Here is a 21,173-nt window from a genome sequence, read left to right as displayed (position 1 = left end):
GGGCGCCGCAGGGCGCCCACCCCACCGCACGTCTTCATCCGCCGCTCCCAGACACCCCGAGGATCACCAGATGCACCCGCCCAGACCGCGTACGACCACGGCCCGAGCCATCGCACAGGCCGCCCTCATGGTGCTGCTCGCCGCGCTCGGCTTCCTGGAAGTGGGAGCCGGACCCGCCGCGGCGGCGGACGGCGACGTCTCCTGGGCGGTCACGACGGCCTCCAACGACTTCGGGGCCGGCCGGCAGAACTACAGCTACACCCTCAACCCGGGCGGGCGGCTCAAGGACGGCCTCGTGGTCGTCAACCACGGCACCACGCCGCTCCACCTGGCCGTGTACGCCGCCGACGGGTTCACCAAGGAGGGCCGGCTCGACCTGGTGACCAAGGACGTGCAGTCGACCCGAGTGGGGGCGTGGGTGCGCACGGACCGGCCCGACGTGACGGTTCGGCCCGGCGAGTCGGTCGAGGTGCCGTTCACGGTCACCCTTCCGGGCGACGCCGCGCCCGGCGAGTACATGGGCGGCATCGTCACCTCGCTGACGCAGACCGGCGACGGAGTCCCCGTGGACCGGCGTCTCGGCATCCGGATCCGTCTGCGCGTGGGCGGACCGCTCAAGCCGAGCCTGTCGGTGGCGGACCTGCACCTGCGGTACTCGGGTACGCCCGATCCGTTCGGGAAGGGTGACGCCACCGTCACGTACACGATCCGCAACACCGGCAACGCCATCCTCACCGCCCGGCAGGCGGTGTCCGTTTCCGGCCCCTTCGGGCGCTTGGGCGGCCGCGCGGGCCCGATCGCCGATTCGCCCCAGCTGCTCCCGGGCGACTCCTGGAAGGTCTCCGTGCCGGTACACGGAGTGGCCGCCGCGCTGAGACTGACCGGGACGGTCACCGTCGTCCCCCTGCTCACCGACGCGTCGGGCTCCATCGCACCGCTCGCCGCCGCCGAGACCACGACGCGCGCCTGGACCGTCCCCTGGGCACTGCTGCTCCTCCTCGTCGTCCTCTGCGGGCTCGTCGCGGGCCTGGTCTTCCGGCGCCGCCGCCGGCGGGCCGAGCCCCGCGAGGACTCTCCCGTCCAGAAGGCCGCCGAGCAGGCGCCGCGCGACCGGGAGACCTCCGACCGGTAGCCGTTCGAGCCGGCAGGCTCGTGAGACGGTTCTACGGCCGAAGCAGCCGACCGCCCTGCGATCGGGCGGGCGATGACGCCGGCAGGCGCCAGGCTCCTCTGGTGTAGCAGTGATCGCTGGCGACGTGGTCGTCGCAGTAACCGCCGTAGGCACGGAAGGTGCCGGCCCGGTCGACCCAGATGTAGTCGATCTTCCGGTCGGGGACGGCCGGCCGGGCAAAGGTCCGCGGGTCGTTGTCCCAGTCCCCCCAGAGCGGGAAGGTGTTCCCGTTCACCAGGTCCCGCATTCGGGCGGAGTAGACGTCGGGGACCTCCGCGGGCGGGAGGTTGAAGTCGCCCGCGAGCACCTTCCGCCGCCCCGCCGCGAAGGCGGTGGCGATCTGGAGGTACTCGTTCGCCTGCTTCTGCGGGATGGTCAGCTCGGGGGGAGCGAGGGGATTCCCGCGCTTGGTGTCGAGATGCGTGGTGCACACGGTCATCGGACCGGCCAGCGTTCTCAGGTGGAGGCAGAGCATGGTGCGGCACTCGATCGTGGCGGCGCAGGTGGTGGCCTCCTGGGTCGGCAGGTACCGGGCCAGTCGTCCCTCGTACAGCCCGCCGGGATGGAGGATCGCGTTGCCGAACGGCCCGCTCGCTCCGTCGTTCATCGGGCCCGAGCACGAGTCGCGGCTGGGCTGGCTGTAGACCATCGTCCCGGCGACCTTCAGCGTGCGGGTGAGATCGTCGAAGTCCCGCTTGCAGATCTCGTTGAGGGAGATGAACCAGGCGCCGTCGGAGACCGCGAACCGCCTGACGAGGCCACGTGCCACCTTGACGTAGTCGCGGTTGGCGATGCAGGTGTCGTTCCCGGCGCACAGGTTGTACTGCTGGATCCGCACCGTCACGGCCGCCCTCGCCCGCAACGTCCGCGGCGCCTGCCGGCCGGCGGGGGCGGAGACGGAATAGGTCTGCGCCGCCGGAAGCCGCATGGTCTCCTCGACCACCCCGGAGGTCGCGCCCGTCGCGGCGATGACGACCCCGGCCACCATGACCACCGCCCCCGCCAGCGCCGCCGCGCGCGATCTCAACAGCATCGACGTCTCCCGTCGCGCGGCCTCGGCCGGTGAATCTCGCCGGCGGTCGTATCGGATTGTCCCAGCCGAGAATACGCATGTCAGGGCCGCCCGCCATCGGGCTCAGGTCGTGTGCTGCACGCTGTAGACCGTGCTGGCGTCGCGGTACAACGTGCCCTCACCCGGCTTGGAGACCTGGAGATCGAGGTAGAGGGGCCCCCGGGTGTCCGGCACGGTGAAGGTGATGGGCGACTGCCGTCGGCTGCCCAGCGCGAGGTCCGATGCGAACCGTCCTTCCTCCAGGACACGGCCGGCCGGAGAACCGGACCGTAGCCGCCAGGTGACGTTCAACCGCTCGCCCTGGAACGTGTCGTTGAAGAGCGTGAGCAACCGGGTGGTCCTTCCCGGAGCGACGGTCGCCGGTGTCGTGGGCCAGTCGCCGGCCTCGTCCGACATCTTGTTGGCGTCCCAGAACGCCGAGTCGATGACGGCCACCGGGTTGAACGCGTTCTGGATGAGCTTGATGGTCGGGTTCGCCCAGGGGTCCGGCAGGTTGTCCTCGCCGTAGATCGGGTGTGGCCCGTCGGGGTAGTTGATCTCGAGCTTCATGTCGGTGCGCTTCACCCCGGGGATGACGGAGGACCAGGCCGACAGGAGCGTGTACGGACGGGTGTCCGATGCGCCCTTCTCCCGCATCCTCATGGAGGCGGTCCCGAACCAGGCCATTCCCTGAGGGGTGCTGTCGACCCACCAGATGAACTCGCCCTGGCCGTGCGGCTTTCCCTGCGGACCGGCGCAGGTGCTCTCGGTGTACTTGCCGAACGAGAACCCGTCGTAGTGGCAGAAGACGGTGTAGTTGTCGTGCGGCAGGTCCGCGGAGTCGCCGTCCGTGCTGATCGGGCGGGTCGTGTCGTTGCTCATCACGGTGGCGTAGAGCGCCTCGTCGAAGTCGGGTCCGGCTCCGGGGTTCGTGAAGAACGCCACCCTCGGTTCGTTGGCCTGGCTCCACCGGAGCACCGACGCGTGGTTGCGGTCGCGCCGAACCAGGCCGGCCAGGTGCCCGATCATGTTGTCCCGGCCGGTGACGAAGTTCTCCCGGTTGTTGGAGCCGCGGATGGCGGTCTCGTCCTGGACCATGAGCCCGAGCTCGTCGCTGACGTCGAGCATGTACGGAGTCGCCGGGATCTGGTGGATCCGGACGCCGCTGTAGTTCAGGCGCAGGTAGTCGTCGACGGCCTTGGGCCATCCGCCGTTGCCCATCGACGGCCGCAGGAAGCCGGGAAAGGTGTCGTAGGCATCGCTGCGACCGTGGAAGTCGATGTTGTCGTAGTTCGCGCCCTGAAGGCTGTCCCCGCGGAAGTTCACCCGCTCGCCGTTGAGCTCGTAGTGGTCACCGACCTGCTCGATCTCCCGGAAGCCGAAGCGGACTCGCGCCTGGGACGGGACGACGGCGTGGTCGCCCACCTGGCCCCGGCCGGATGCCGCGCGAGCGGGAGTGAGCCTGACGACGAGATCGTGGAGCTGGGCCCGGTAACCCGCCCGGTACGGGACGTTCGGCAGCCAGTAGGAGGCCGGGCCGGCGCGCCAGTCCAGCGGGCCCACGGTCACCTTGGTCGTCGTTCCGGCCGGGACGCGCAGCGAGCGCTCAGGAACGGCGGGGTACTTCCAGTTCTTCCCGTTCCACGAACCGAGCCTCCCGTCCAGCACGACGTCCTGCGGGCGCCGGCCGTTGTTGGACACGTAGACGTCGTAGCTGAGCTGCCGCTTCGCCACCGAGGTCCGCACGACGGTGTCCGAGACGAAGACCGAGGGGAAGACCTCCAGCTCGGCGGAACGGAAGATCCCCTGCGCGACGTCGCCGGACCAGGACGCGCCCTCGGGCACGTTGTAACGACCGTCGGGCCCGACCATGGCCTTGCGGCCCTGGACCAGCAGCTTGATCTCGTGCGTCGTCCCGGGCTCGGCGAAGGCACTGATGTCGAAGACGGAGGAGGTGTAGGAGGTCACCTGAGAGCCCACCTGCCGGCCGTCCACCCACAGCGTCGCCCTGTGGTTGACGGCCCCGAAGTTCAGCCTCGTGACCTGCGCCCCGGGGATGTCGGGCACGCGGATGGTCCGGCTGTAGACGGCCTTGGACAGGTCGGTGTATCCCTGCTTCAGCCAGCCGCCGCCTGGCACCTGGATGGTCGTCTTCTTCTTGCCCGCCGGTGAGTTCACGCACGTCATGGGCCCGGTCGTGGAACCGAAGCTCCCCCCGCCCGTGCACACCGTGTTCGTGACCGGTGTGAAGTCCCACGGTCCGTCGAGGCTGACCACCCGGGTGGGCTCAGGGCCGGAGACACCGTTGAGGTACGGCGCCGCGAACGTCGGCGCGTACGACCGGGCCTGCGCGAGGGCGTGTGGAGCCGGCTTGCCGTATGACGCCGGGGCGACCAGCACGGACGCGATTCCGGTGGCCAGCAGGCCCAGGAACACGGTACGGCGCCGTCCGCTCGACCTGCGGCGAGAGGCGGGCTCGGCTCTCCGCGCGTCCTGGGAGCCTTGGCCCTCCTCCCGGGACGATCGCCTGAAGGGCCGCCGGGCCTGGCCGCTCGGGGGGTGAACTGGCTGGGTCATGTAGTGCTCCTGGATTCTCGTCGGCCTCCGCCGCCACCGCGAGGTCACACGAGAACGCTCAATTGTTAGCGCTCACACGGACCCGGGTGAACGTCACCGTAGGGAGTGACGTGGGAGAGCGTCAATACCTACTTCAAGTAAGTTTTTGGCCCGCGTATCGTTGGCGCATGTCCACCCGTCCGCCTCGGCGTGGCCCCTACGCCAAGGGAGTCGCCCGCCGGCAGGAAGTGCTCGAGGTGGCTCTCGAGGTGCTGGCCGCCAACGGGTTGCGTCACTCGTCGCTCGAGGACATCGCCACCCGCGCCGGTCTCACCCGCCCCGGCCTTCTGCACTACTTCGGCACCCGGGAAGAGCTGCTCGTCTCGGTTCTTCGCGCACGTCACGAACGAGATATCGAGCAGGCCGCCCAGCAGGACAGCCCCCATGAGCCGCTGGCGGCGCGTGTGGTCAGCGGTGTCCTCCGGCAACATCGGTCCCCCGGCCTGGTCCGGCTCGACGCCGCGATGGCGGCCGAGGCCACGGACCCGGCCCACCCGGCCCACCTCTACTTCCGCCAGAGATCACGCCGGCTCGAACACACCTACGCCCGGGCCATCGCCAACGAGATCGCGGCGGGCAGGGTCTCCCCCGACATCGACTGCGACCTCGGTGCGCAGCAGCTGAACAGCCTGATCGACGGGCTGCATGTCCAGTGGCTCATCGACCCCGGCCTTGACGTACGCGCGATCTTGACGAGCGCGCTCAGGCTGCTCCTCCCACCACCGAGGTGAGCGAGCCCGGATTGGGCAAAATGGCGCGACATGAGCCGACCAGGCGCCGTGGACCATTTCGGCGCGAGCCGCTACCGGTACCTCTATCCGCCCGACGGGGAGGGCATCTTCTGCGTCGGGAACGCCATCGAATGTGATCACCTCACCCAGGACGGTGCGGTGCGGATTCCCTGGGGTGGCTCGCCGCGGCCGGAGGACGTGCCCGAAATACGCTGCCTGGACCTGTGCCCCACCAGCGCTCAGCTACGGAGGCCGGGGTTGCCGGCGTTCCTGCCGACCCTGACGAATCTCGAGTCGTTGACGCTGCCGACGCCGCTGGTGGCCCACCTGGCGCCCGATGGCGTCGGCGCGGGCCTGGCGACGCTCGTCGTCGGCCATGACCACGCCTATCCGGAGCCGGCGGTTCCGCTCGGTGCCGACGTCGCCGTGCCGGGGCTGCGGGCTCTGATGTGGGTCAGCGCGACCGCCCCGCCGAGCCGGTTCGCCGCGAATACGGAGCTCACGACCCACTCATGGCCCGGAGCACCGACCGGGTCGCGCCGCCGATCGGACGCAGAACCGCGGCCATCACCCAGCGCAGGGTGCTCACCACCAGCAGATTCCATGCCCATCGCACCGCCACGAGAACCGGTCGCAGCACGGTCCGCCACAGCCACCGGAGCGGCCGGACGATCACCTGGTACAGCACCCGGCCGATGAACCGGACCACGACGTCGCCCGCACGCCGGCCATAGGACAGCGCGTCCCCCAGCACGCGGCCGAACGCGGCCAACGCCGGCCGGACGAAGCGGTACAGCGCCAGGACGACCTTCACGACGCCCTCGACGACCCACGCGATCGGCGTGACGATGATGATCGCCAGGACGGCGACGAGCCGGCGGAGCCCCCGTCCGACGGGCACGAGCAAATGGCGGTACAGGGCCCGCCCGACCGGCACGAGCACCGCCCGGTACAGCAGGCTCGCCGGGCGGACGACCAGCCAGAGCCACAGCCACCGCACCGGCGACACGACCAGCGTCAGGAACAGCCAACGCAGCGGTACGACGATCAGCATCCTGACCAGCCATCCGATCGGCCGCAGCACATAGGCGTTGAGGAAGCGGCCGATCAGCGCGACGGCCTCCCACAGCAGCCGGAGCGGCACCACTATCAACACCGCGATCACCCGTGCGGGCCACGCGATGCAGCCGGGCGGCCGTGGCTGAACCTGGGGGGCGGTCTGCGGTTTCGTCCGGTTCGGCTGCGGGGAGGTCGTCACGGTCGTCAGACGTTACTGCGGCCCGGCCGGTTCACTCCACCCGGCCAGAAGACTCGTGGCGTGACGCACGGCGCCGCTACGCTGTCGTCGGCGACGCCGCACACTGCCGGCCACGGCGGCCCCCGCGCCATACCGGAGGTACCTCACCCGTGACCACCACCGGAGCAGTCCCGGCCCCGGTCGACGACCGCGACGCGGACGACCGGGACGGCTGGCAGTTCAACTCACTGCACGTCCTGACCATGCTGGTGGTCCTGCTGGTCGCGCTGCAGGCACCGATCCGCCGGGCGTTGTCCGCGCCGGTGATGCAGAGCTGGGTGACCGTGTTCGTCGCGGTGGTCATCCAGGCCCTGCCCTTCCTCGTCCTCGGCGTGCTGCTGTCGGCGATCATCGCGGTGTTCGTCCCACCCTCGTTCTTCGCCCGCGCACTGCCGAAACAGCCCAACCTGGCGGTACCGGTCGCCGGGCTCGCCGGGGTGGTCCTGCCCGGCTGCGAGTGCGCCTCCGTGCCGGTGGCCGGAGCGCTCGTGCGCCGTGGGGTCACCCCCGCGGCGGCGTTGGCCTTCCTGCTGTCCGCCCCGGCGATCAACCCGATCGTGCTGACCGCCACCGCCGTCGCCTTCCCCCGCGACCCCCAGATGGTCCTCGCCCGGTTCGTGGCGAGCCTGTGCGTGGCGTGCGCGATGGGCTGGACGTGGCAGCGGCTGGGCCGCACCGACTGGCTGCGCCCACCGGCCCACCCCTCGTCCGACGGCCTCACCAAGGGAGCGGCGTTCTGGGGGTCGGTACGGCACGACGTGATGCACGCCGGCGGCTTCCTCGTCGTCGGGGCGATGGCCGCGGCCACCCTCAAAGCCGTGGTGCCGGCGGGCTGGCTGCACACCGCGGCCACCAACCCTGTGGTCTCGATCCTCACCCTGGGGATCCTCGCGGTGGTGTTGTCGATCTGCTCCGAGGCCGACGCGTTCGTGGCCGCGTCCCTGTCCCAGTTCTCCCTCACCGCCCGGCTGGCATTCCTCGTCGTAGGACCGATGATCGACCTGAAACTGTTCGCCATGCAGGCCGCCACGTTCGGCCGCGGGTTCGCGCTGCGGTTCGCCCCCGTCACCTTCATCCTGGCCGTCCTCATCTCGGCCCTGGTCGGGGCGGTGCTGCTGTGAACCGGCTCGCGCAGGCAATGGTGCTGTTCCTCGTCGGCGGCGCGTCGCTGCGCGCCAGCTCCACCGACCTCTACCTGCGCTACGTCAAGGCCGGGTTGCGCCCGCTGCTTCTCGCGGCCGGCATCGTCCTGATCGCCGCCGCCATCGCCACCGTCTGGTACGAACTGCGAGGGGCACGCGCGACCCAGGACGACCCGGCCGAGCCCGAGCACCCCGAGCCGCGCGATCACGCCCACCGCGAACCACGAATCTCCTGGCTGCTCGTCCTGCCCCTGCTGGGTCTCATCCTGGTCGCCCCGCCCGCACCGGGCTCCTACACCGCCAACCGCACCGGCACGGCCCTGCAACCACCCCCCGGCTTCCCCACCCTCCCCTCCGGCGACCCGCTCCGGCTCAGCGTCGTCGACTACGCCGGCCGTGCGGTCTACGACCGCAGCCGCTCGCTCGGCGACCGGCGAGTCAAGATCACGGGCTTCATCACCCTCGACCGCAGCGGCAAGCCCTACCTCACCCGCATGGTCCTCAACTGCTGCGCCGCCGACGCCCAACCCGTCAAGGTCGGCCTGGCCGGTCGGATCCCGCCCATCCTGCAACCCGACGCCTGGCTCGAGGTCGTCGGCACCTACACCGGCGAACAGACCAGAGACCCGATCAACAACCGTGTCATCCCGTTCATCGACATCAGCCAGACCAGACCGGTCCCGGCCCCGGACGACCCGTACGAGAACTGACCGCCTCGAGGAACTCCCGCGCCGGGCCGGGGACGTGCGGCCATCGGCAACTAGCCGCCCTCCCACGTCAGGGTCGAGAACGGCGCCGAGGCCATGAGAAAGCCCCGAGAGCGGTTGAACGTAGTTTGCTCGCGAGTAGCAGTTCCGTCTCGGGGCTTAAGTCCATGCTATGCGACACATGGGCGGCCATCGATGTGCGGGAGCTTTGGCCATATGGCCTTCAAGAAATCGTACGCCGCCGACGATTCCGAGGTCTCTTCCCTCAAATCCAATGCGGGATATCAGAAAGCCGAATTGGCACGGGGCTCGAGCTCGAAGGCCGCAAGCGCCACATCGCCACCGTGTCGCCGGCATGGGCCGACGGCGGCTACGCGGGGCGGCCGACCGGCCGGAACCAGTTCCGGTACGGACGGCGCAGATCTCAGGCTCAGCCGCCCCCAGTCGGCATCCGACTCGACGCGGTCTGGGCCGGCTGCAGTCGGTCGGCCAGAATTCCCTGGAAATGCGGGCACGTCATGATGTCGTCGTGCGGGCATTCCAAGCCGCCCTCGAGCATGTCGAGTGCGGCCTGTGCCCGGGCGATCCGTGCCAGCAACCTCTCGCGGTGGCGGGCCATCACCTCATGGCGGGCCGGTGCGGAAAGGGCGGCCAGCATCGTCCGGATGTCCGCGAGACCGAAGCCCGCCTCCTTCGAGATCAGGATCGCCGCCACCCGGTACACGTCCGCGTCGGCGTAGCGGCGGCGGTCGCCCGCGCGGGCCGGTGCCAGCAGCCCTTCCGCCTCCCAGTGGCGCAGCACGTGTGTCGGCAACCCGAACTGAGCCGCCACCTCGCCGATTGACTTCATGTCGACATTAAGTCGCACAATGACGGCCATGTCCACGTTGCTTACCATCCTCGACGGCCTTGACGACCTACCCCAGGCCCGTAACCTGCGGGAACGCACCTACCAAGCGCTGGGCGACACCGTTGTCGACGTCGGCTGCGGGAGCGGGCGCGCCGTCGGCGAGTTGGCCGCCCGTGGGGTGAGGGCCATCGGCGTCGACCTGGACCCCGCCATGGTCGAGATCGCCGTCCGGCGCCGGCCCGCGGGCGAGTTCCATGTCGCCGACGCCACCGCGCTGCCTCTCGACGACGGCTCGGTCACCGGCTACCGCGCCGACAAGGTCCTGCACGTCCTCGCCGAGCCCGAGCGAGCCGTCGTCGAGGCCCGCCGGGTTCTGGCCTCGAACGGCCGCGCGGTGCTCGTCGGCCACGACTGGGACACATTCGTGATCGACTCCGACGATCCCGCACTCACCCGCACGCTCGTCCACGCTCGCGCGGACGGCATGCCGAACCCGCGGATCGCCCGCCGGTACCGGAACCTCCTGCTGGACAACGGGTTCGTCAACGTCACCGTCGAGGTCCACACGATCGTGTGGACGGACGCCGCGATCCTGCCGATGCTCGCCACCATCGGAGAAGGCGCCTGGCTCGACGACCAGGCCGCCAGGGCACGCGATGACCGGCTGTTCGTCGCCGTCCCGATCTTTCTCGCTGCCGGGACTCGCGCCGGTTGAGTACCGGCCCGGCGTCGGCGGCGATCGTCGGAAATGTGGCGGGCGATGCGATACCCATCTCTGCAACTCCGGCTGCAAGTAATCGGCAAAACCGCGTCGGCACGCCGCATCGCCCCGTTCGCGCCAGGTTCGCGTCAGGACCGCGCAGCGGGAAGCCCCGGCTCCAGAAGTCACCGCTTGACTTCGCCGTTACCAGCGGGCGTACCGGCCACGAAGCCACCCATCCGGCCCTCCCCAGGGGTCCGGTCCTCGCCGCCACGGCTTGACAAACAGCGGGAGGAAACCTATAAATTGAATTGTAGGTTCTCTCTTGGGAGGAGAGGTGTCAGGAGGCCGACACAGGCCTGGTCTTCGGAGGTGAAGTGGGATGTTGCTGACGTCGATCGACCCTTTCGTGCAGGAGTTCGAGCGTCAGTTCGACCGGCTGACCCGGCAGGCGGCCGCGGAGGGTACCGGAGCGGTCATGCCGATGGACGGGTTGCGGCGCGCCGATGACGTGGTGCTCCGGTTCGACCTGCCCGGTATCGACCCCGACTCGATCGAGGTCACCGTCGACCGCGGAGTCCTGTCGGTGACGGCCCGCCGGGAAGAGGAGTACGACGAGGACGACCGGGTGTTCGTGCGGGAGCGGGTGATGGGCGCCTTCACCCGCCGGGTGTATCTGTCCGAGCATCTGGACGCCGAAGCCATCGAGGCCGCGTACAACAATGGCGTGCTGGCGGTGCGCATTCCGGTGATGGAAAGGGCAAAGCCGCGCAAGGTGGAGATCCAGCGGACCGCCGAGACCTCAAAGGCGATCAAGGGCTGACGTGGTCCGCGGCCGGTGACGACCCGGCTGGTGGAGGGCGGTCCGCCCGCCCACCGGCCGGGCGTCGCGATCCCGGGAGTGAAACGGATCGAGGTGCGGGCATGGCGCTCTCTCCGCTTGATGACGAACACGCGCCGCTGTACACGGTGGGGCAGGTCGCGTCGATGCTCGACGTCCGGCAGGCGTTCCTGCGCCGCATCGACGACCAGCGCGTCGTCTCACCTCGCCGGTCCCCGGGAGGACAGCGCCGCTACACGCGTCACGAGATCGGCCGGGTGCAGCAGGTCGTGACCATGATGGGCGAGGGCATGACCCTGCCCGCGATACGCCGGATCGTCGAACTCGAACACCAGCTGGCACAGATCACCCGCGAGCGCGACGAACTCACCCGGCGCCTGGTCGAACACCGCCGACAGCGAGGGGCGGCCGACGGACCACGGAGGCATCCTCGAGAAGGTGGCCGGCCGGACAGGTCTCAAGATCGCTCGGCCGGCCCGGACTCCCGGGACGGCCCCGGCCCCCGGACCGAGCGAACTCCCTGAAGGTGTCGGTGGTACCCGCTAGATTTCACGGTGGCCGGCTACCCGTGGGCCATCCGGTCCAGCGGCAGGGAGAGGCGAGGCGGTGACGGAGTCGGTGGTGTCGCGGCGCGCCTACCGCTACCGGCTGGACCCCACTCCACGGCAAGAACGCACATTGCTCCGAAACTGCGGTGCCCGGCGTTACGCCTACAACTGGGCGATCAGCATGATTCACGACGCCTTCGAGCAGCGGCGCAGCCTCGAGAGCGCCGGTGCACCCCCTGAGGAACTGCCGAACGCACCGACTTTCATCACCCTGAACAACGCCTTCAACGACTGGAAGAAAGGACGCACCGGCCCGGAGTCCCGGCTGCCCGGCTGGTGGACCGATCGCCACCCCGACCTGCACGCCCCCGAGTGGATACCGGACAACTCATGGGACGTCTACATGTGGGGGATCTACGAAGCCTCCGAGGCGCTGCAACGGTGGTTCAACTCCCGCAGCGGCAGGCTGCGCGGCCGAAGGATCGGTTTCCCCCAGTTCAAGGCCAAGAAGCGGGACAGTGCCCGGTTCAAGGTCACCGCCCGCGCCGCGGCCGCCCGGCCGATCGACTACCGGCACGTCCGGCTTCCCAAGATCGGGTCCGTGCACACCCGCGACCACATGAAACGGCTGGTTCGCGGGCTCGAAGCGGGCCGGGTGAAGCTGAAGCAGGCCACGATCCGGCAGGACGCCCGCGGAGCGTGGTGGATCGCGTTCAGCGTCGAAGAGACCACTGCCGGGCCGGTGCGGGCCACTCGCCGGATGCGCGACAACGGCGCCGTGGCGATCGATGTCGGTGTGAAGTCACTGGCCGTGCTGTCCTTCGGGGAGACCGTGCCCAACCCACGGTTCCTGGACGCGGCCGAACATGAGCTGCGGCGGGCGCGCCGGGCGGTGAGCCGCCGGGTGAAGGGCTCGAAGGGGCACGCTGCCGCGCGACGGCGGGTCGCCCGGCTGCACGCACGGGTCACCGGGCTCCGGCGCAACTACCTGCACCAGCTCACCTCGGTGCTCGCGCGCTCCTTCGCGCACATCGCCGTGGAAGACCTCAACGTGAAGGGCATGACCGCCAGCGCCCGCGGCACCAGGGAGAAACCCGGCCGCCAGGTCCGGCAGAAGGCCGGGCTGAACCGACGCATCCTCGACGCGAGTTTCGCCGAGATCAGGAGGCAACTGGACTACAAGGCCCGCTGGTACGGCGGCACCATCCAGGCCATCGACCGATACGCACCCACGTCGAAGATCTGCTCCGCGTGCGGGTGGCGACACCCAAACCTCACGCTCTCGGACCGGACGTTTCGCTGCGGCGGGTGCCGCGTCAGTATCGATCGGGACCTCAACGCCGCCTGGAACATCGCCCGGCTTGCCGCCGAGCACACCGATCACGCCTTCGCTCAAGGCGTCCAAGCCGTGAGGTTGCGTAAGCCCTTGCCCGGCCACGGCCGGCCACGGCACTTCCATCGAGCGGCGAACCTCGCACCGCGACACGGCCACAGCACCACCGTGGCCGCCCCCTGGGGCTCGGCGGGTCAGACGAGGAGACCGGGACCGCAAGGTCCCGGCATCCCCCACCCCCCGACGAACGGCCTACCGCGCGGCGGACCCCCAGCGCGACACGGGCCGGCACCGGCGGTCAGGGATGGCACACTAGACGGACGCGTGTCTGATGATCACTTCCCGGGGTCTCCATGACCCGGCGAAGCCGGATCACGTACTCTGACGTCATGCATCGTTTCTCGTGCCTGAGCTGGTGGCCGTCCTAGGACGGCCGTCTTCCATGCACGATCAGGGCCGTCCGGTTGGGCGGCCCTTTCTCTTCGGCGGGGGCTGATCCGGTCGGCGGGCCTCCGACTTCGAGGAGACTCTCGTGACCCACCCCATCACCGCGTCCGGCCCGATGGCACCGGTGACCGGATCACCAGTGCCGACCGACGGCTCGCTGACGCTGCGGGCCGCGCTGCGCCGGAGCGGCGAGCTGGAAGCACAGATCGCCCGAGATCCCGCGCGATTCCGGATCCTGACCGGAGACCGGCCGACCGGGCCGCTGCATCTGGGGCACTACTTCGGCACCCTGGCAAACCGCGTTCGCCTGCAACAGGCCGGCGTGGAACTGTTCGTGCTGATCGCCGACTATCAGGTGCTCACCGACCGCGACATCGCCGACCGCCTGACCGAGCACGTCGAAGGGCTGGTGGCCGACTACCTGGCCGTCGGCATCGACCCGGGCACCGCCACCGTGTTCGCCCACAGCGCCGTGCCCGCCCTCAACCAGCTGCTGCTGCCGTTCCTGTCCCTGGTGTCGGTCGCCGAACTCCAGCGCAACCCCACGGTCAAGGAAGAGATCGCCGTGTCACGGCAGGCGGCGGTCAGCGGCCTGATGTTCACCTACCCGGTCCACCAGGCCGCCGACATCCTGTTCTGCAAGGCCAACCTCGTGCCGGTCGGCAAGGACCAGCTCCCGCACCAGGAGCTCACCCGCACCATCGCCCGCCGCTTCAACGATCGTTACGCGCCCGCCGAGCCGGTCTTCCCCGTCCCCGACGCGCTGTTGTCGCAGGCCCCGAACCTGCTGGGCATGGACGGGCAGAAGATGAGCAAGAGCCGCGGCAACGCCATCGCCCTCTCCATGACCGCCGACCGGACCGCCCAGCTGATCAAGCGGGCCAGGACCGACGCCCACCGCCACATCACCTACGAACCGGACACCCGTCCGGAGGTCTCCAACCTGGTGCTTCTGGCAGCACTGTGTCAGGACCGCGACCCGCACCAGGTGGCCGAGGACATCGGACCCGGCGGAGCGGCCGCCCTCAAACGAGCCGTCACCGAAGCCGTCAACGAGTTCCTGCGCCCCATCCGGGCCCGGCGCACCGAGTACGTCACGGACCGCGGCCACCTGCGGCGTCTGCTCGCCGCCGGCAACGACAGGGCCTGCGTCATCGCCGAACGGACACTCGCTCAGGTCCGCACCGTCATGAGCACCAGCTACTGAGACAGACCCCGTGAGTGGTGCCCGTACCACCGCTGTGTCCTCACCGCGCGGCCGGCTCAGGTGGTCAGCGATCTGAGATGGTGCAGGACCGCGAGCACCCGGCGGTTGTCGCCTTCGGCGGGCGGTAGCCCGAGTTTGCCGAAGATCCCGGCCACGTGCTTTTCGACCGCTCCCGCGGAGACGGTGAGTGCGGCGGCGATCCCGGCGTTGGACCTGCCCTCGGCCATCAGGGCGAGTACGTCGCGCTCGCGTGCGGTGAGGGCGGTCAGTCCGTGGACGTGGCGGCCGCCGGCCAGTAGCTGCCCGACCACGTCGGGGTCGAGGGCGGTGCCGCCCGCGGCGACCCGGGCCAGCGCGTCGGTGAACTCGGCCACGTCGGCGACCCGGTCCTTGAGCAGGTAGCCCACCCCGGCGGCGCTCGCCGTCGTACCCGCCAGGAGACGAGCGGTGTATCTGGTCTCGATGTACTGGGAGAACACCAGCACGCCGGTGGACGGGTGGTCGTGGCGGATCTTGAGGGCGGCGCGCAGTCCTTCGTCGGTGTGCGTGGGCGGCATCCGGATGTCGACCACGGCGACGTCGGGATGATGGTGTCCGACGGCGGTGAGCAGCGCGTCGCCGTCGGCGACGGCGGCGCACACCTCGTGGCCGCGGTCGGCGAGCAGCCGGATGAGCCCCTCCCGCATCACGGCCGCGTCCTCGGCGATGACCACGCGCATAATCGCGATGCTTTCACGCTCCCCCGCCCGGTGCGGCGAGTGGCAGCTCGACGGTGATCCGGGTCGGCCCGCCGGGTGGGCTGTCGATGTCGAGCCGGCCGTCCACCGTGCTCACCCGCTGCAGCAGCCCGGCCAGGCCGCCGCCGCGGGCGGGGTCGGCCCCGCCCGTGCCGTCGTCGGTGACGGCGAGGCGGAGCACGCCGTCCCGCACGGTCGCTCGGAGTCCGATGAGGTGGGGCCGGCCGTGTTTGGCGGCGTTGGCCAGCAGCTCGGCGGCGCAGAAGTAGGCGATCGTCTCGATCGCCGGGGTCGGCCGATGCGGGATGTCGGTGATCAGCTCGACCGGGAGGGCGCTGCTGGTGACCAGAGTGGCGAGCGCGTCGTCCAGGCCGTTGTCGAGCGCCGGTGGGTGGATGCCCCTGACCAGGTCGCGGAGCTCGATGAGGGCCTGTTTGGCGTCTTCGTGGGCGGTGCCGACGAGGTCGCGGAGCTGTGCGAGGTCCATCGTGCCCTGGCCGTCGAGCTTCTCCCTGGCCATGCCGAGGGTCATCGCGAGGGCGGCCAGCCGGATCTGCGCGCCGTCGTGCAGGTCACGTTCGATCTGGCGTAGCAGAGTGGCGGCGTCCTCCACCGCCAGCGCCCGGGTGCGCTCCAGATCGTGGACCCGCTGCGCGAGCCGGTCAGGGCTGAGCATCACCCGCATCAACCGGCGGTCGAGCCTGGTGGCCGCCCTGGTCACCCAGGGCGCGACGAGGATCAGCCCCGCGCCCGCCGCGAGCGCGAGGAACGTGCCGGGGTAGGTGGTGACGTCGGCCAGGTGGCCGAGGGGGGTGATGATCGGGACCGGGCTGAGACGCGCGCCGGGTGGGTGGTTGCGGTACAGCCCCCACCAGAACGGATAGGTCAGGTTGATCAGCCCGGTGGCCCAGCAGGCGACGGCGTACCCCTCGAAGAGCGCGACCGGCAGTTTCACCAGCAGGTATGCCGTCGCCCGCCAGCCGACGCCGTCACCGAGCCGGGCGCCCAGCCGGCCGGCGGCTCCCCGGCCGGGTCGGAACGGCGAGGGTGCCGGGATCGATGCGCCGAGCAGCCGTGCCGCCAGCCGGCGGTGGACCGCGCTGATCCGGCGGGCGGAGGGTATCGCCAGGCAGAGCACCAGCAGCGCGGCGACGACTCCGCCGGGCGAGGCGTTCTCTCCCCGGCCGGGCGCCACCCAGCCGATCGCGAGGACGAAGGCCGCCGCGCCGACCGGCACGCCGACGCCGACCGGTACCGCCAGGACGCTGAACAGCAACTCGGCTCCGGCCCGGCGGGTGAACGGGGCACGCACGACGGCACGGGGGATCGCGAGAACGGTCGAGGCCGCTCCTGCGCCGGGGCTGCCCGCCTCCGGCGCGTCCGCACCCATCGGATCACCCCGCCCGTCCGCCGACGTGTCCACCGAAGCCCCTTCAGGCGTCCCGCCGTGTCAGCAGCCACCCGCCCGTGACCAGCAGCGCGGCGGCGTACAGGCACAGCGTGGCGAGCCCGGACCACGGCGACAGCATCTCAGGGTCCGGCCTCGCCACGGCGAGCGAGTTCCCGACGATCGCCATCGGGACGTACGCCCCCACCGCCGGGGCGATCCCGCCGATGAACTGCGCGACGATGTAGACGCCGCCGACCAGCACGGCGATGGCGGCCGGGGTGTGCCGGATGATGGCTCCCAGGCCGAGACCGATCAGGCCGATCAGGCAGAAACCGGTGCCGGACAGCACCACGGCTCGCAGCACCCCGGGCTGACCCAGCGCAGGCGCGGCGATGCCGGGCCGCAGGGCGGCCCCGCCGGCGAAGAACGCGATGAACGCCGTGACCTCTCCCACGGCCAGCGTCACCGCACCGAAGACCCCGGCCTTGGCGGCCAGCAGCAGCGGACGGTTCGGAATCGCGGCCAGCGTCGCCTGGATCATCCCGGAGGCGTACTCGCCGGTCATCACCAGCGCGCCCAGCACCCCGGCGAACAGCAGACCGGGGATGATGCCGGCCAGCGCGTTGTTGGTCAGGTCACCGGAGGCGTTCTCGGTGTTGAGACCCACGGCGACGCCGATGCCGATCGCGGCGACGGCGGTGACCGCCAGGGTCCACCACGTGGAGCGCAGGCTGCGCAGTTTGATCCACTCCATCCGCGCCGCCTGCGGGAACCGGTAACGGCCACCGGGCGCACGCGACGTCGTCGCGGCCGTCATGACGTTCTCCCCTGGTACTCGGCGCTGTCCGCGGTCAGCTCCAGGAACGCGTCCTCCAGCGATGCGGACCGGGCCGCCAGCTCCGCGACCGTCGTGTCGGCGAGCAGCCGGCCGGCACTGATGACGATCAACCGGTCGGCGGTCAGGGCCATCTCGCTGATCAGATGACTGGAGACGAACACGATCCGGCCCTCGTCGGCCAGCGACTTCATCAACGTGCGGATCCAGCGGATGCCCTCGGGATCCAGGCCGTTGACCGGCTCGTCGAAGAGCAGCACCCCCGGGTCGCCGAGCAACGCCGCGGCGATACCCAGCCGCTGCGCCATGCCCAGGGAGAACCTCCCCGCCCGCCGGTGCCCCGCACGCTCCAGGCCGACCAGACCGAGCACCTCGTCGACCCGTGAACCGAGGATGCCACCGCCGGCCGCCAGCGCCGCCAGGTGGGCCCGGGCCGACCGGCCCGGGTGGAACGCCCTGGCCTCCAGCAGCGTCCCGACCTCGCGCAACGGCCAGCCGAGCTCCTGGTAGCGGCGCCCGCCGATCCGCACCGTGCCCCGGTCGGGCCTGTCCATCCCCACCATCATCCGCATGGTGGTCGACTTGCCCGACCCGTTCGGGCCCAGGAAACCCGTCACCACCCCGGGCCGCACATCGAAACTCAACCCGTCGACCGCCGGAACCGGCCCGTAGCGTTTGGTCAGATCACGACACTCGATCATCAGACCTCCTCACGTGTCTGGCCTGAACGCTACGAATCCCACCGCCTGCGTGGAATGCGGATACCACCCGACTTGCCGCAGGGGGTTTTCCCCCGGCCGGCCGAACATGTCCCCGGTGCGCGCCACCAGGGCGTCGAGGGAGTCGAGGTCGCCGAGAGGAGGGCGGCACGCGATGCGCTTCGGTCTCGGCGCAGGCGTCCGGCTCGCGGCTCGCCACGACCCCGTACGCCGGCGGCCGGCCGTCCCGACGCTGGCCGAAGAGGAACCGGTCCGCACCCTGGGGGGTGCGGACCGGTCATGGAGCGTCAAGCGCGGCCGTTACTCAGCCGCGCTCGTCATGCAAACTGCGTTCAAGGCACCGAGGTGGGAGAAGGCCTGCGGCACATTCCCCAACTGGCGCCCCCTGTCCGACATTTCGGCCAGGAGACCGGTGCGGCCCCTGCAGGCCTGGAGCTTTGCCAGGAGCTCCTCAGCGCGTTCGTGCTCGCCGAGCAGCCTCCAGCACTGGACGAGCCAGAAGGAGCAGAGGATGAAACTGCCTTCCTTCTGACCACCCAGGCCGTCGTCGACCGCCTCCGCCTGGTACCTCTCGAGGAAGCCCTGCGGATCGGCTAGCTTCTCCGCGATCGCCTCCACCGTCTTCCACGCCGCGGGGTCATCCGGCTGGATGAATCCCTCGGTCAGCAGGAGCAGGCACGAGGCGTCGACGTTGTCGTCTCCGGGGGCGATGGTGAAGTAGCCCCCGGCGCCGACCGCGGTGTCGAAGATGTCGGCCTTGATGGAGTCGGCCTTCTCCGCCCACCTTTTCGCGTGACGTCGATCGCCCCAGAAAGCGGCGATGTCGGCACCCCGCTGCAGGGCGAGCCAGATGAAGAGTCGTGAGCTGGTGAACCTTTTCGGCTCGCCACGAATCTCCCAGATCCCACAGTCGGGATCGTCGGCCGCCTCCAGAGCGAACTCGACCAGGCTGATGACCATCGCCCAGGTCTGCTCGTCCAGTTCCTCGGACATCATGAGGTGTACCAGAACGATGACCTGGCCCCACATGTCGTTCTGCTGCTGGTCGTATGCATCGTTTCCGATGCGGACCGGCGAGGAACCCTCATAGCCGGGGAGGTGATCGAGGATCACCTCGTCCAGCTGGGTCTCCCCGTGCAGGCCGTACATGATCTGGAGCTTGCCGTGCGTGTCGAAGCACTTCACGACAAAGCGAAGAAAGTCCCGCGCCGGTTGCTTGTAGCCCAAGCGCCAGAGCGCTGAGACCGTCATGCACCCATCGCGGAGCCAGGTGAACCTGTAGTCCCAGTTCCGGGATCCACCGAGTGTCTCCGGCAGGGACGTCGTGGCGGCTGCCATGACGCCCCCCCACTCGTGACACAGACCGTAGAGGGTCAGTGCGTCACGGACGGTCTCGGGCTTCCACCGGGTGTCGGGCAGGTCTCCGGTCGCCAGCCAGTCGCGCCAGGCGCGAACGGTCCGGTCGACCGCCTTCTGAGCCTGTTTGAAACTCGTGGGAGGTCCGTTCTGCCCCCAAGAGAGGGCGACGAACGTGCCCTTCCCCTTCTTGAGGGTGAAGCGGGCTTTGGCGCGTGACCCCTGGTACTCCAGCGGGGAACCGGATGCCACCGTCACCTCCTGCCCGCTCATTTCCATGACCGCAGTGTTGTAGCCGTCATACCGGCGAACCCGCGTCCACGGGACACGCGTTCTGCCGTAGTCGGGGACCGGCTCGAGGTCGATCGTGACCTCCACGCTCCCCTCGGTGCAGATCACCTCTCGTACGAACGTCCGGCGAGCACCCTTCTTGCGGGTCCACTCCAGGGCGTCCCTGACCTTGAGAACCCCGGTCGAGGTGACCCAGGTCGTCTCGAGGACATTCGTCCCGGGGACGTACCCGAACGAGGTCGAGTGCTCGACTCCGACGGGGGCCACGCGGAAGTGACCGAGTCCACCCAGCAGTCCGGAGAAGAAGGTGTCCTTGTCGGCCTCCAGCGCGCCCGAGAGAACCCTGCCGTCCGGGGCGACGACGTAAGTCGTCCTCCGGTCGGAGAGAACCCCCAGATCCTCTATCCGGAAGGATCCTCTGAGCCGCGGTGTCTGTTCCAAACCCTGACGCATGGTCTGGTACTCCTTTTTGTTTGTAGGTGCACGGCCGCCGTTGCGACCGCGCTCCCGCTGCACCGAGTGCAGCGGGCTTTTCGGTACTGTCCGGGGGATTCGGACCGCCGCAACACGCCGGAAACAAAAATGCGACGTTGCGACCGGGTGAACTTTCACCGAAGAGACGCCGCTGAGGTGCCGTGATTCCCGGACCGGCACCGCGGTCGCACGGTGGGACACACGGCAGGAGCGGGGCGGGCCGCTGTACGTCCGGATTTCCGGACATGCCCATGGCGCGCGACACGAAGATCACACGATCCGGCACTCGATGCGATGGATCGAACACGGACACGAGGTCACGTGAAATCGATCTACGGGGACATCCCTCACCACAGACGATCTGCCATCGGCTCTCCGGTGGCGGTACCGTCGGAGACGACCCCGCCCGCCCGAGATCGGAGGCCCCCGATGACCGCCGCTCCGCGCCGCGACCACTCCGCGGAAGAACCTCTCCTCGACGCGCTCGGCTCGCTGGCCGACGCGCTCGCCCGGACCTCTCCGCGCCGCGTCCCCGTACGGTCTCCGGGTCTCCTCGGAGCACTGGCCTCTCTCCTGACCTCCTCTCCTCCCTCCACCGGCCCGTGCTTCGACAAGCCCAAGGGCACCCGCCGCTGACCTACATCGACTGACCGCCTATTCGGCTGCGAGCAGGTGGGCCGGGGGCGATGCGGTTCAGGGCCCGGATCGGGATGAAGAGGGTCACGCTGAT

At 69.9% G+C, this 21,173-nt stretch carries 18 protein-coding genes and 1 pseudogene; 10 read left to right on the top strand and 9 right to left on the bottom strand.

Translation table 11 applies throughout. The features are described 5' to 3' along the window. Positions 1-70 precede the first annotated feature (70 nt). The gene (locus tag ACRYCC_RS06210; protein WP_433809569.1) at positions 71-1,132 is read left to right on the top strand and encodes a COG1361 family protein; all 1,062 of its coding nucleotides are present in this window, start codon (positions 71-73) and stop codon (positions 1,130-1,132) included. A gap of 31 nt (positions 1,133-1,163) precedes the next feature. Here the strand turns inward: ACRYCC_RS06210 and ACRYCC_RS06205 are convergent, their stop codons facing one another. Further along, positions 1,164-2,204, bottom strand: coding sequence for an endonuclease/exonuclease/phosphatase family protein (locus tag ACRYCC_RS06205; RefSeq protein WP_433809567.1), 1,041 nt, complete (start codon positions 2,202-2,204; stop codon positions 1,164-1,166). Between the two features lie 102 nt (positions 2,205-2,306). Next, on the bottom strand, positions 2,307-4,799 hold the full coding sequence (locus ACRYCC_RS06200; protein ID WP_433809565.1) for a glycoside hydrolase family 2 TIM barrel-domain containing protein: 2,493 nt from the start codon (positions 4,797-4,799) through the stop codon (positions 2,307-2,309). 167 nt (positions 4,800-4,966) lie between these two features. Here ACRYCC_RS06200 and ACRYCC_RS06195 point away from each other — a divergent pair, with 167 nt between their 5' ends. Further along, the gene (locus tag ACRYCC_RS06195; RefSeq protein ID WP_433809563.1) at positions 4,967-5,569 is read left to right on the top strand and encodes a TetR/AcrR family transcriptional regulator; all 603 of its coding nucleotides are present in this window, start codon (positions 4,967-4,969) and stop codon (positions 5,567-5,569) included. Positions 5,570-6,068: 499 nt separating this feature from the next. Here the strand turns inward: ACRYCC_RS06195 and ACRYCC_RS06190 are convergent, their stop codons facing one another. After that, positions 6,069-6,725 (bottom strand): hypothetical protein, encoded by a 657-nt coding sequence (locus tag ACRYCC_RS06190; protein ID WP_433809561.1) that lies wholly within the window; start codon positions 6,723-6,725, stop codon positions 6,069-6,071. A 251-nt stretch (positions 6,726-6,976) separates the two neighbouring features. Between ACRYCC_RS06190 and ACRYCC_RS06185 the strand changes: the two genes are divergently transcribed. Together ACRYCC_RS06185 and ACRYCC_RS06180 are read left to right on the top strand one after the other, a co-directional pair. Continuing rightward, on the top strand, positions 6,977-7,987 hold the full coding sequence (locus ACRYCC_RS06185; protein ID WP_433809559.1) for a permease: 1,011 nt from the start codon (positions 6,977-6,979) through the stop codon (positions 7,985-7,987). Next, positions 7,984-8,718 (top strand): TIGR03943 family putative permease subunit, encoded by a 735-nt coding sequence (locus ACRYCC_RS06180; RefSeq protein WP_433809557.1) that lies wholly within the window; start codon positions 7,984-7,986, stop codon positions 8,716-8,718. The genes ACRYCC_RS06185 and ACRYCC_RS06180 overlap by 4 nt, the downstream gene beginning before the upstream one ends. A 427-nt stretch (positions 8,719-9,145) precedes the next feature. Here the strand turns inward: ACRYCC_RS06180 and ACRYCC_RS06175 are convergent, their stop codons facing one another. Continuing rightward, positions 9,146-9,595, bottom strand: a complete 450-nt coding sequence (locus ACRYCC_RS06175) for a MerR family transcriptional regulator (protein ID WP_433809921.1) — start codon at positions 9,593-9,595, stop codon at positions 9,146-9,148. Between ACRYCC_RS06175 and ACRYCC_RS06170 the strand changes: the two genes are divergently transcribed. The 5 genes from ACRYCC_RS06170 (at position 9,594) to trpS (ending at position 14,641) form a co-directional block, all read left to right on the top strand. Next, entirely contained in the window at positions 9,594-10,280 is a 687-nt protein-coding gene (locus ACRYCC_RS06170) for a methyltransferase domain-containing protein (protein ID WP_433809555.1), read from the top strand. The genes ACRYCC_RS06175 and ACRYCC_RS06170 overlap by 2 nt on opposite strands. Positions 10,281-10,647: 367 nt before the next feature. Beyond that, positions 10,648-11,088 (top strand): Hsp20/alpha crystallin family protein, encoded by a 441-nt coding sequence (locus ACRYCC_RS06165; RefSeq protein ID WP_433809553.1) that lies wholly within the window; start codon positions 10,648-10,650, stop codon positions 11,086-11,088. Between the two features lie 101 nt (positions 11,089-11,189). Further along, a complete protein-coding gene (locus tag ACRYCC_RS06160; RefSeq protein WP_433809551.1) occupies positions 11,190-11,630 on the top strand; it encodes a MerR family transcriptional regulator in 441 nt (146 codons plus the stop codon). A gap of 82 nt (positions 11,631-11,712) precedes the next feature. Next, entirely contained in the window at positions 11,713-13,344 is a 1,632-nt protein-coding gene (locus ACRYCC_RS06155) for an RNA-guided endonuclease InsQ/TnpB family protein (RefSeq protein ID WP_433809549.1), read from the top strand. A 175-nt stretch (positions 13,345-13,519) separates the two neighbouring features. Continuing rightward, on the top strand, positions 13,520-14,641 hold the full coding sequence (gene trpS / locus ACRYCC_RS06150) for a tryptophan--tRNA ligase (RefSeq protein ID WP_433809547.1): 1,122 nt from the start codon (positions 13,520-13,522) through the stop codon (positions 14,639-14,641). Between the two features lie 56 nt (positions 14,642-14,697). Here trpS and ACRYCC_RS06145 read toward each other — a convergent pair whose 3' ends face one another. From ACRYCC_RS06145 to ACRYCC_RS06125, 5 genes and pseudogenes are all read right to left on the bottom strand, one after another. Beyond that, complete coding sequence (locus ACRYCC_RS06145; RefSeq protein WP_433809545.1) at positions 14,698-15,360, bottom strand: response regulator transcription factor; 663 nt, start codon at positions 15,358-15,360, stop codon at positions 14,698-14,700. A gap of 13 nt (positions 15,361-15,373) precedes the next feature. Then, positions 15,374-16,801: a sensor histidine kinase gene (locus tag ACRYCC_RS06140; protein ID WP_433809543.1), complete on the bottom strand. Its 1,428-nt coding sequence runs from the start codon at positions 16,799-16,801 to the stop codon at positions 15,374-15,376. A 10-nt stretch (positions 16,802-16,811) separates the two neighbouring features. After that, a complete protein-coding gene (locus ACRYCC_RS06135; protein ID WP_433809542.1) occupies positions 16,812-17,585 on the bottom strand; it encodes a hypothetical protein in 774 nt (257 codons plus the stop codon). A 62-nt stretch (positions 17,586-17,647) separates the two neighbouring features. After that, positions 17,648-18,304: pseudogene (locus ACRYCC_RS06130) on the bottom strand (ABC transporter ATP-binding protein); the annotation flags it as partial. Between the two features lie 318 nt (positions 18,305-18,622). Continuing rightward, a complete protein-coding gene (locus tag ACRYCC_RS06125) occupies positions 18,623-20,422 on the bottom strand; it encodes a glycoside hydrolase family 15 protein (RefSeq protein ID WP_433809540.1) in 1,800 nt (599 codons plus the stop codon). A gap of 450 nt (positions 20,423-20,872) precedes the next feature. Between ACRYCC_RS06125 and ACRYCC_RS06120 the strand changes: the two genes are divergently transcribed. After that, on the top strand, positions 20,873-21,079 hold the full coding sequence (locus ACRYCC_RS06120) for a hypothetical protein (protein ID WP_433809538.1): 207 nt from the start codon (positions 20,873-20,875) through the stop codon (positions 21,077-21,079). The last annotated feature ends 94 nt before the right edge of the window (positions 21,080-21,173 follow it).

The sequence above is a fragment of the Actinomadura scrupuli genome (genome assembly GCF_050971785.1).
Lineage (GTDB): Bacteria > Actinomycetota > Actinomycetes > Streptosporangiales > Streptosporangiaceae > Actinomadura_E > Actinomadura_E scrupuli.
This window is presented reverse-complemented; position numbering and strand designations above follow the sequence as displayed.

Excerpts from the sequence above, each read along its gene's own strand:
- ACRYCC_RS06165 (WP_433809553.1), top strand. The coding sequence starts at position 10,648 with ATGTTGCTGACGTCGATCGACCCTTTCGTGCAGGAGTTCGAGCGTCAG.
- ACRYCC_RS06205 (WP_433809567.1), bottom strand. The coding sequence starts at position 2,204 with ATGCTGTTGAGATCGCGCGCGGCGGCGCTGGCGGGGGCGGTGGTCATG.
- ACRYCC_RS06125 (WP_433809540.1), bottom strand. The coding sequence starts at position 20,422 with ATGCGTCAGGGTTTGGAACAGACACCGCGGCTCAGAGGATCCTTCCGG.
- ACRYCC_RS06135 (WP_433809542.1), bottom strand. The coding sequence starts at position 17,585 with ATGACGGCCGCGACGACGTCGCGTGCGCCCGGTGGCCGTTACCGGTTC.
- ACRYCC_RS06160 (WP_433809551.1), top strand. The coding sequence starts at position 11,190 with ATGGCGCTCTCTCCGCTTGATGACGAACACGCGCCGCTGTACACGGTG.
- ACRYCC_RS06210 (WP_433809569.1), top strand. The coding sequence starts at position 71 with ATGCACCCGCCCAGACCGCGTACGACCACGGCCCGAGCCATCGCACAG.
- ACRYCC_RS06175 (WP_433809921.1), bottom strand. The coding sequence starts at position 9,595 with ATGGCCGTCATTGTGCGACTTAATGTCGACATGAAGTCAATCGGCGAG.
- ACRYCC_RS06195 (WP_433809563.1), top strand. The coding sequence starts at position 4,967 with ATGTCCACCCGTCCGCCTCGGCGTGGCCCCTACGCCAAGGGAGTCGCC.
- ACRYCC_RS06145 (WP_433809545.1), bottom strand. The coding sequence starts at position 15,360 with ATGCGCGTGGTCATCGCCGAGGACGCGGCCGTGATGCGGGAGGGGCTC.
- ACRYCC_RS06120 (WP_433809538.1), top strand. The coding sequence starts at position 20,873 with ATGACCGCCGCTCCGCGCCGCGACCACTCCGCGGAAGAACCTCTCCTC.
- ACRYCC_RS06170 (WP_433809555.1), top strand. The coding sequence starts at position 9,594 with ATGTCCACGTTGCTTACCATCCTCGACGGCCTTGACGACCTACCCCAG.
- ACRYCC_RS06200 (WP_433809565.1), bottom strand. The coding sequence starts at position 4,799 with ATGACCCAGCCAGTTCACCCCCCGAGCGGCCAGGCCCGGCGGCCCTTC.